This window comes from Streptomyces sp. AC550_RSS872 (assembly GCF_019049285.1).
Taxonomy (GTDB): Bacteria; Actinomycetota; Actinomycetes; order Streptomycetales; family Streptomycetaceae; genus Streptomyces.
In genome coordinates, this window is sequence record NZ_JAGMUL010000121.1 from 92035 (window position 1) to 102516 (window position 10482).

At 69.0% G+C, this 10482-nt stretch carries 2 protein-coding genes; both read right to left on the bottom strand.

What is annotated here, in order from left to right; genetic code table 11:
• A partial coding sequence (locus KUM44_RS47370; protein WP_217213733.1) for a condensation domain-containing protein occupies positions 1–1827 on the bottom strand: 1827 nt, incomplete at its 3' end.
• On the bottom strand, positions 1827–10482 hold an 8656-nt coding region (locus tag KUM44_RS34730; protein ID WP_217213734.1), incomplete at its 5' end, for a non-ribosomal peptide synthetase. The genes KUM44_RS47370 and KUM44_RS34730, both read right to left, overlap by 1 nt.

The following is a 10482-nucleotide window of genomic DNA, read 5'->3' on the forward strand; positions in this document are numbered from 1 at the left end:
GGGGCGGCCGGTGGAGCCGGAGGTGTACAGCAGGTAGGCGGGCTGTCGGGCATCGAGTGGCCCACCCCGCTCGCCGTCGGTGAGGTTGTCCTCGCGGTAGTCGTCAAGTCCCAGCCCTTCCAGGCCGGTCAGATGCACGGCGGGAGAGGCATCGCTGAGGATGTGGGCGGTGCGTTCGGCCGGGTGGTCCGGGTCCAGCGGGACGTAGGCGGCACCGCTCTTGAGGGTGGCCAGCAGCGCGGTGACCGCATCCACCCCCCGGGGCATGTCCACCGCGACGAACGCCTCCGGACCCGCACCGCGCTCGCGCAGCCAGCGCGCCAGCCGGTTCGCCCGCGCGTTCAACTCCGCATACGAAACCTCCTCGCCCTCGCAGGTCAGCGCCACCGCATCCGGCGTGGCCGCCGCCTGCTCCTCGAACAACGCCACCACACCCACCGGCGACGCCCCGCCACCGGTCGGCTGACCGTTCCACTCCTCCAGGACCCGGTGCCGCTCGGCCGGGTCCAGCAGCTCAAGCTGACCCACCAAGCGACCCGGATCCTTGGCGATGGCATCCAGGATGCGTAGGAAGCGCGCCTTGACCTCCTCGGCGAATTCGGAGTTCAGCAGGTCGGGACGGTGGTCAATGCGGAAGCCGAGTTCGGAACCGCGCATGAAGGCGCCGAGGGCAAGGGGAAAATGGTTGCCGGCGTTGACTGACGAGCTGGTGACGCGGAGGTTTACGCCGTCCAGGGACATGGTGGGATCGGACGGGTCAACCGGGAAGTTCTCGAAGGTCATCGAGGTGTCGAAAAGCTGCTTGTGTCCGGTCCACCGCTGGATGTCGGCCAGCCCGGTCCACTGGTGATCAAGGAGCTTTGTCTGCTGCGTCTGAATGTCTCGCAGGTACTGAGTGATGGGCTGGTCGAGCGGTATCCGGGTGTGCAGCGGCAGGGTGTTGACGAACAGCCCGAGCATGGTTTCGACGCCGGGTACTTCCGCGGGCCGTCCGGAGACCGGGGTGCCGAAGGTGATGTCGGTCCGGTTCAGCGCCTGGGAGAGGGTGAGCGCCCAGGCGCCCTGCACCATCGTGTTGACGGTGAGATCGGTCGATTTGGCCCGGCGGGTGAGCTGGTCAGTGGTGGCCTGATCGAGCGAGAAGGAGAGCCGCTCGGGCAGGCTGGTGACAGGGCCCGGGTCCGGTGCGAGCAGGGTGGGGGTGTCGAGCGTGGCCAGCGCCGCGGTCCAGGCTTCGCGTGCGGCGCCGCGATCGCGCTGTTCGAGCCAGGTCAGGTAGCCGCGGTACGGGCGTGGGCGCGGCAGCCCGGCGTCGCCTCCGGCAACGTAGAGCGACAGCAGCTCTCGGACCAGAATGGGCATCGACCATCCGTCGAGCAGCAGATGGTGGTGGGTCATCAGGAACCGGTGCCGGTTGTCGCCCAGGTGAAGCAGTGTGAACCGCAGGAGAGGCGGTCGTGACGGGTCGAACGGAGCCCAGCGGGTTTCCTCCGCGATGCGCAGAGCCTCGGCTTCCCGCGCGTCCACCGGCAGATCGGAGAGGTCGAACTCCGCCCAGGGAGCTTTCACATCGCGGAGAATGAGCTGGGCCCATTCCCCCGACTTGCGCTGCCGGAACGCGGCTCGAAGGTTGGTGTGCCGGTGGAGCAGCGTCTGAGCCGCCGCGCGCAAGGCCGCAGTGTCGACATCGCCCTCCAGGTCAAAGGCCGACTGACCCGTGTAGATGTCCAGCCCGTCCCTGCCGGCCAGCTGGTGGAAGAGGAGGCCCTCCTGGAGAGGCGACAGCGGAAGAATGTCCTCGATCTTTCCGCGGGACTGCGTACTCATCAGAAGTCCTCCTCAAGTTCGAACTCAGCCTCGAATTCATCGATTTCTGCCTGTCCGAGTCCGCTGTATGTGATGTCCGACGGGGTGAGGCCGCCTGCGTCCTCGCGCTGGGTGTGTGCCGCCAACGCTTCGAGGGCGCGAGTCCAGTTCGCTGCCAGCTGCTCGATCTCCTCATCGCGGATCAGCTCACTGGCGTAGCTCCAGGTGGTGTGCAGCTCGGGGCCGTTGTCCGTATCGAGGGTCACGGCGCTGAGCGAGACGGGATGGCTGAGCGGGGTGTCGGGATGGGTGCCCGCTACGCCGCTCGCGGTGATGCTCCAGGGGGCGTCGTCGGCGCCGCTGGTCACCCGGCCGAGGTAGTTGAACGCGTACGGCGGAGCGGGCTGCTGCCCGAGCCGTGGTGCCGTCCGTGGGCTGAGGTAGCGCAGGAGCCCGTAGCCGATGCCCTGTTCCGGGACGGCGCCGCGCTGCTCCTTGACCTCCTTCACGACCCTGCCCAGGGCGGGCCCTCCGTGCCACACATCGGCCCAGTCGGTGATGCGTGGGTGGAACCACAGGGGGTGAACGTTGGTGAACCACCCCGTGGTGCGGGTGAGATCGGCGCCGGGCAGCAGCTCCTCATGTCGGCCGTGTGTCTCGAGGTCCAGCACGACCGGCTGGTCCGGTCGACCGATGTGGGGGTGCGAGCGACGCCAGTCCATGATGGCGACCGTGAACGCGCTGAGCAGCACATCGGTGATCGTCGTGTTGTAGAGGCCAGGGGCCTGGGTCAGCAGGGCGTCGGTCACAGCCGTACCGAGGTGGACACTGTGCCGGTGGACTGTCGCGTACGTGTCCCGGCCCGGGGTGAGCGACAGCGAGGACGTGTCGGTCGGCAGCTGCGACCAGAACTCGGCCTCGTTCTCATGGGCGGTCTCGGCGTGACGTCCAAGAGCTGTGGCCCACTGCCGCCAGTGCGTGTGGACGGCGGGAAGTTCCGGTTGGTCCGCCGCGTCCACGTCCGCGTCTGACACGGCGGCATCGGCGGCGTCGGCCTCGGGGGCTTTGGTGGCGGCATCGGCGCCATGGAGTGTGGCGAGGTCGTTGAGGAGGATACGCCAGGAGACGCCGTCGATGACGAGGTGGTGGGCGATGAGGACCAGGTGGGCCGGCTGGTCGCGGCCGTGGTCGAGGTAGAGGGCGTGGAGGTTGTGGGCGCGGTGGGGGTTGAGATGGGTGCGGGCTTGGGTGGCGTGGTGAGTGATGAGGCCCTGGAGTGCTTCGGGGGTGGTGTGGTGGGTCGCGTCGATGTGGGTGAGGTGGTCGGCGGCCCGCACCGCACCGGCCGGCAGGACGTCCGTCGCCCAGCCGTCGGGGGACTCCGCCAGCCGCAGCCGCAGGCTGTCGTGCCAATCCAGCAACGCCTGCAAGGCGCAGGTGAGGGTTTCCACGGTGGCGCTGGGCGGCGTGGCGACCACGATGGACTGGTTGTACTCCGCGATGGGACCGCCACGTTCCAGGAACTCGTACATCACCGGGGTCAGCGGTACCGGGCCCGCCGGACCGATATCCGGAAGCACCGGGGCCGTCCTGTCGGTGTCCGCGGTGACCTGCGCCAGGGCGGCGACGGTCTGGTGCTCGAACACGTCGCGGACCGTGATGGTGAGCCCCTTGGCGCGCGCCCGTGAGACAAGCTGGATGGACATGATGCTGTCGCCGCCGAGGTCGAAGAACCGGTCCTCGACGCCCACCGTGTCCAGCCGCAGGGTTTCCGCGAACAGCTGCGCGAGCAGCTTCTCCCGCTCGCTCCGAGGCTTACCGCCCGTTGCGGAGGAGCCGTAGTCAGGGGCGGGAAGGGCCTTGCGGTCGAGCTTCCCGTTGGCCGTCAGCGGCAGCGACTCCAGCACGACGAAGCCCGCAGGAACCATGTAGTCAGGCAGCGCCGTGACCAGATGGGCACGGAGTCCGGCGGCGCTGACCCGATCGTGCCGGGTGACCGTGTAGGCGACCAGCCGCCGGTCGCCCGGGCTGTCCTCACGGAGCAGTACGGCCGCCTGCGCGACCTCCGGGTGGGTGGCGAGCGCGGCTTCGATCTCGCCGGGCTCGATGCGGTGCCCGCGTACCTTGATCTGGTCGTCCGCCCGGCCCAGGAACTCAAGGCGGCCGTCACCGCGCCAGCGCGCGAGGTCGCCGGTGCGGTACATGCGGGTGCCCGGCTCGCCGTACGGGTTGGCGGGGAAACGGTCCGCGGTCAGGCCGGGGCGCTGGTGATACCCACGGGCGAGCTGCCGTCCCGCGATGTAGAGCTCGCCGACGACGCCTGCGGGAACGGGCCGCAGGCCGGCGTCCAGGACGTAGGTCTGGGTGTTGTCCAGGGGACGGCCGATCGGGAGGCTGGGCTCGGGGGTGTAGGGAGCGCGCAGCTCGTGCTGGGTGGCGCAGAGCGTGGTCTCGGTCGGGCCGTACAGGTGACGCAGCGTTACGTGCGGTGCATGCCGTAGCACGGTGGCAGTGGCCGCCGGAGAGACGACGTCGCCACCGGTGAGCACTTCCCTGAGCGTGGAGAAGCAGTGCGGAGCCTCGTCCGCGATCACTCGGAAGAGACCGGCGGTCAGATGCAGGGCGGTGATGTCGTGCTTCGTCACCAGCGCGGTGAGACCCGCCACGTCCAACGGGCCGGGCGGTGCGATGACGACGGTGCCGCCGGTGACCAGCGGTAGCCAGATCTCGTATGTGGAGGCGTCAAAGGTGTGCGGCGCGTGGAAGAGGACACGCTGTGACGCCTCGCTGTTCCAGCAGCGGTCCCGCACCAGGGCGACGACACCGTGCTGTGTGGTGGCCACGCCCTTGGGGTGGCCGGTGGAACCGGAGGTGTACATGGCGTACGCGAGTTGCTTGCCGGAGCGTTCGACCGTGAGGTTGCCGCCCTCCATGCGGTCCGTCCGCTCCCGCACCGTCGGCTCGTCGACTGCCAGCAGCGCCGTGTCCGCGGGCATGTCCGGCAGACCGGCCGCCTGCTCCGAGGTGGTGAGCAGGAGGACGGGGCCCGCGTCGCGCAGCATGTAACTGATGCGCTCGTGTGGGTAGTCCGGGTCGATGGGGAGATAGGCGGCGCCGGTCTTGGCGATGGCCAGCAGAACGGTGACGAGGAGGGGCGAGCGCGGTAGGGCGAGCGCGACGAAGCGCTCGGGGCGTGCGCCGTACTCGCGCAGAAGGCGGGCGAGCCGGTTGGCACGCGCGTTCAGCTCTGCGTACGTCAGTCCCTTGCCCTCGCCCTCGTACGCCAGCGCTTCCGCACCTGGCGTACGGGCAGCCTGGTCCTCGAACAGCTCCGGCAGAGTGGCGTCGGGCAGCGGCTGAGCCGTGTCGTTCCACGTCGTCAGGACGGTGCGGCGCTCCTCGGCGCTGAGCACGCCGAACTCAAAGACCGGACGGTCACAGTCCTCAGCGATGCCCTCAAGCAACCGCAGGAACCGGCCCGTCAGCTCACGCACGGATGCGGCGTCGAAGAGGTCCGTACGGTACCGGATGCTACCGCTCAGCCCGGCCGGTCCGCCGTCCGACGTCTGCCGCTCGGCCAGCTCGAAAGCGAGATCGGTTCGCGCCACCGCGGTCGTCGTACCCTCGGCAGCGACCTCCAGACCGTCCAGCAGGCCGCCCAGCGACTCCAGGGACTCACGCTCGGTGTTGTTGAGGATGAGCATGACCTGGAAGAGGGGGTGGTGGGCGAGGGTGCGGGTGGGGTTGAGGTGCTCGACGAGGCGTTCGAAGGGGAGGTCTTGGTGGGCGTAGGCGTCGAGGTCGGTTTCGCGGACGCGGTTCAGCAGCTCGCGGAAGGTGGGCTGGCCGCTGGTGTCGGTGCGCAGGACGAGGGTGTTGATGAAGAAGCCGACGAGGTTGTCGGTGGCGTCGTCGGTGCGTCCTGCGATGGGTGCGCCGATGGGGATGTCGGTTCCCGCGCCGAGCCGGGTGAGGAGGGTGGCTATGGCGGCTTGGAGCACCATGAACAGGCTGGCGCCGTTCTGCTGCGCCAGCGCGGCCAGTTGCTGGTGCAGCTCGGCCGACACCGTGAACTCCGCATGAGCGCCCGCCTGGGAGGCGACGGCGGGCCGCGTCCGAGCCATGGGCAGCGGCACCTCGTCCGGTAGGTCGGCGAGTTGCTGGGCCCAGTAGGCGAGTTGCCGCGCGGCCAGGCTGTCCGGATCGGCCTCCTCGCCGAGCAGCTCGTGTTGCCAGAGGGTGTAGTCGGCGTACTGGATTGGTAGGGGCTGCCAGGCAGGGGTCGTGTCGTTGAGGCGTGCGTTGTAGGCGGCGGTCAGATCGCGGGTGAGAGGTGCGTGAGACCAGGCGTCTCCGGCGATGTGGTGCAGGAGGAGGAGCAGTACGTGCTCGTCCTCCGCGAGGCGGAAGAGTGTGGCGCGGATGGGGAGCTCGGTGCTCAGGTCGAAGCAGTAGTGCGCAGCCTGGGCCAGAGCCTCAGCCAGCTCCTCCTGACGCACGCTGGCCACCGTCAGCTCGGGTACGGCCTGGTCGGCGGGGAGGATGGTCTGGTGCGGGCCGTGGTCGTTGGTGGTGATGGTGGTGCGGAGGGTTTCGTGGCGGGTGGTGAGGTCGTGGAGTGCGTGGGTGAGGGCGTGGTGGTTGAGGGTGCCGGTGAGGCGGAGTGCGGTGGGGATGTTGTAGGTGGGGGTGGGTCCTTCGAGTTGGTGGAGGAACCACAGGCGTTGTTGGGCGTGGGACAGCGGGATGCGCTCGGGCCGCTCACGGGCGGTGAGGGGCGCACGAGCGCCCTGGGCGCTGTCCAGGGCGGTGGTGAGGGCGGCGATGGTGGGGGTCTGGAAGAGCTGTCGGATGGGGAGTTCTGTGTTGAGTGTGGTGCGGATGCGGCTGACGAGGCGGGTTGCCAGGAGGGAGTGTCCGCCGAGGCGGAAGAAGTCGTCGTCGATGGTCACCTGCGGGACATCGAGCACGTCGGCGTAGAGGTTGCAGAGGATTTCCTCGCGCGGGGTGCGCGGGGCCCGGCCGCCGGCGGTGGTGTAGTCGGGTGCGGGCAGGGCCTTGCGGTCCAGCTTCCCGTTGGGGGTCAGGGGAAGGGCGTCGAGGGTGACGAAGGCCGCCGGGACCATGTAGTCGGGCAGGTCCGCCGCTAGGTGGGTGCGCAGGTCGTCGTCGCTGACGGCTTCGGACGCCACAGTGTAGGCGGTGAGGCGCTGGTCGCCGGGGGTGTCCTCGCGGAGGATGACGGCGGCTTGGGTGACGGCGGGGTGTGCCGTCAGGACGGCTTGGATTTCGCCGGGTTCGATGCGGTGGCCGCGGAGTTTGACCTGGTGGTCGGTGCGTCCGGCGTATTCGAGGTGGCCGTCGGCGCGCCAGCGGGCGAGGTCGCCGGTGCGGTACATGCGGGTGCCGGGTGCGCCGTGCGGGTCGGCGATGAAGCGTTCGGCGGTCAGGCCGGGGCGCTGGTGGTAGCCGCGGGCCAGCTGCGGCCCGGCGATGTAGAGCTCGCCGGTGACTCCGGGCGCCACTGGATTCAGTGCGTGGTCAAGGACGTATGCAGCGGTGTTGGCCACCGGCTGTCCGATGGGCGGGTCTGCCAAGTTGGTGCTGTCGAGTTCGGCAGCGGTTGCCCAGATGGTCGCCTCGGTCGGGCCGTAGAGGTTGGTGACGGACAAGCCGGCGTCATGCAGGTCGGTCGCCAGCGTGCCCGGCAGAGCCTCTCCGCCCACCAGGACATGCAGCTGCCCCGGATCGAGGGCACCCGCTGCGGCGAGCTCGCGCCAGAGGCTGGGGGTGGCCTGCAAGTGGGTGGCCCGGGTGCCGGCGATGAGGCGACGGAGGGCCTCAGGCTCCTGCGCGGTGCGCTTGTGGACGAGCGTGACGTGCGCACCCGTCAGCAGTGGCAGGAAGATCTCCAGTCCGGCGATGTCAAAGCTGACGGTGGTCACCGAGAGCAGATGGTCGTCGGTGGTCAGCGTGAAGCGGTCCTGCATGGCCATGAGGAAGTTGCCCAGGCCGCGCAGTGGTACGACAACGCCCTTGGCTCGTCCGGTTGAGCCGGAGGTGTAGATGATGTATGCCGGGCTGTCGGGCGTCGGCTCCGGGCCGTGCAGGTCGGTCGTGGTCAGGGGGGCGGCTGATGCGGACTGCAATGCGTGGGCCGTATGAGCGTCGTCCAGGAGCATCGTGCGGACATACTGCTGCCCCTCGGCGTCCCGCAGCCGGGGCGCGGTCTCCTCGGTCGCCAGCGCGAGGACGGTGTCTGCGTCGCCCAGCATGTACGTGATGCGGTCCGCGGGGTAGTCGGGGTCAATGGGTAGGTAGGCCGCCCCCGTCTTCAGTACGGCGAGCAGACTGACAACCAGGTCGAGTGAGCGCGGCAGGGCGACCGCGACGAAGCGTTCAGCGCATGCGCCACGCTCGGCCAGCAGCCGGGCCAGCCGGTTGGCGCGGGCGTCGAGCTCGGCGTACGTCAGGCTCTGGCCGTCGCAGGACAGCGCGGTGGCGTCCGGGGTCCGGGCCGCCTGTTCCTCGAACTGCGTGATAACGGACTTGGCCGGAATCTCCCGAGTGATGCCGTTCCAGTCCACGAGGAGCTGCTGGCGTTGTTCGGCGCCCAGGATGTCGAGCTGGTTGAGTGGCGTGTCCGGATACGCCGTGACCGTGTCGAGGATGCGCAGAAGGCGGTCGGTGAGCGCCCGTACGGTGTCGGCATCGAAGAGGTCGGTGCTGAACGTCACACCTCCGGGCATACCGCCGGTCATCTCGCCTGCGGGCTCGTCGAAGAAGAACGACAGATCGAAACGGGCCGCGGGCGACTCGTTGGGTTCCAGCTGGACGGACAGGCCGGGCAGCTGGATCAGCGGCTGGTCCTCCCCGCGGATGTGCGCGTTGCGCACGGTCAGCATGACCTGGAAGAGGGGGTGGTGGGCCAGGCTGCGTGCGGGGTTGAGGTGCTCGACGAGGCGTTCGAAGGGGAGGTCCTGGTGGGTGTACGCGTCGAGGTCGGTCTCCCGCACCCGGCGCAGAAGCTCCTGGAACGACGGGTTGGCGCTCGTGTCGGTACGCAACACGAGCGTGTTGAGGAAGAAACCGGCCAGCTCCTCGACGGCGTTGTCGGTGCGTCCGGAGATGGGAGTGCCGATGGGTATGTCGTGACCGGCGCCGTGCCGGGTGAGCAGCGCGGCGACGGCGGCCTGAATCACCATGAACACGCTGCTGTGGTTGTCCCGGGCGAGCCCCTTCAGCCGCTCGTGGATGTGGGGCGGAATGGTGAAGCTGACGACGTCGCCCTGATAGGAGGCTACGGCGGGCCGCGGGCGATCAGTGGGAAGGTCGAGCTGACCCGGAATGCCGTCCAACTGCTGTCGCCAGTAGTCGAGCTGCCGCGAGATTGCGCTGTCGCTGTCCTCTTCCGAACCGAGAACATCGTGCTGCCACAGTGCATAGTCGGCGTACTGCACAGGGAGCTGGTCCCAGTGCGGCGGCTGATTCCGGCAGCGAGCGGTATAGGCCGTGGTGAGATCCCGAGCCAGCGGGGTTATGGACCATGCGTCGCTGGCGATGTGGTGGAGGAGTAGGAGGAGTACGTGCTCGTTGTCATTGAGGCGGAACAGCGCGGCGCGGATGGGGATTTCGCTGGTCAGGTCAAAGGTGTGTGCGGTGGCTTTGGCGAGTTCCTGGCTGAGTGCCTTTTCGTCGGTGTCAGTTATGGGGAGCGCGACTTCGGCGCGGTTGGCGGGGAGGATGCTCTGGTGGGGTCCGTTTTCGTCCTCGGTGTAGAGGGTGCGGAGGGTTTCGTGGCGGGTGGTGAGGTCGTGGAGTGCGTGGGTGAGTGCGTGGCGGTCGAGTTTTCCGGTGAGGCGGAGTGCGATGGGGATGTTGTAGGTGGGGGTGAGTCCTTCGAGTTGGTGGAGGAACCACAGGCGCTGCTGGGCATAGGAGAGAGGGATGCGCGTGGGCCGCTCACGGGAGGTGAGGGGGGTGCGGGCGTCGTGTGCCCCGTCCAGGGCGGTGGTCAGTCCGGCGATGGTGGGGGTCTCGAAGAGCTGCCGGATGGGGAGTTCAGTCTTCAGGCTGGTGCGGATGCGGCTGAGTAGCCGGATGGCCAGGAGGGAGTGGCCGCCGAGGCGGAAGAAGTCGTCGTCGATGGTGACGTGGGGGATGCCGAGGATGTCGGCGTAGAGGCCGCAGAGGATCTCCTCCCGCGGGGAGCGCGGAGCTCGCCCGGTGGGTTTTGTGGCCTGTGTTTCCTCTGGCGTGGGGAGGGCCTTGCGGTCCAGCTTCCCGTTGGGGGTCAGGGGGAGGGCGTCGAGGGTGACGAAGGCTGCGGGGATCATGTAGCCGGGCAGGTGGGCGGCGGCATGGGCGTGCAGTGTCTCGTCGCTGACTTGCCCGGTGGTGACGGTGTAGGCGGTGAGGCGCTGGTCGCCGGGGGTGTCCTCGCGCAGGATCACGGCGGTCTGGGTCACTGATGGGTGTGCGGCCAGGACGGCTTGGATTTCGCCGGGTTCGATGCGGTGGCCGCGGAGTTTGACCTGGTGGTCGGTGCGTCCGGCGTATTCGAGCCGGCCGTCTCGGCGCCAGCGGGCGAGGTCGCCGGTGCGGTACATACGGGTGCCCGGGGCGCCGTGCGGGTCGGCGATGAAGCGTTCGGCGGTCAGGCCGGGGCGCTGGTGG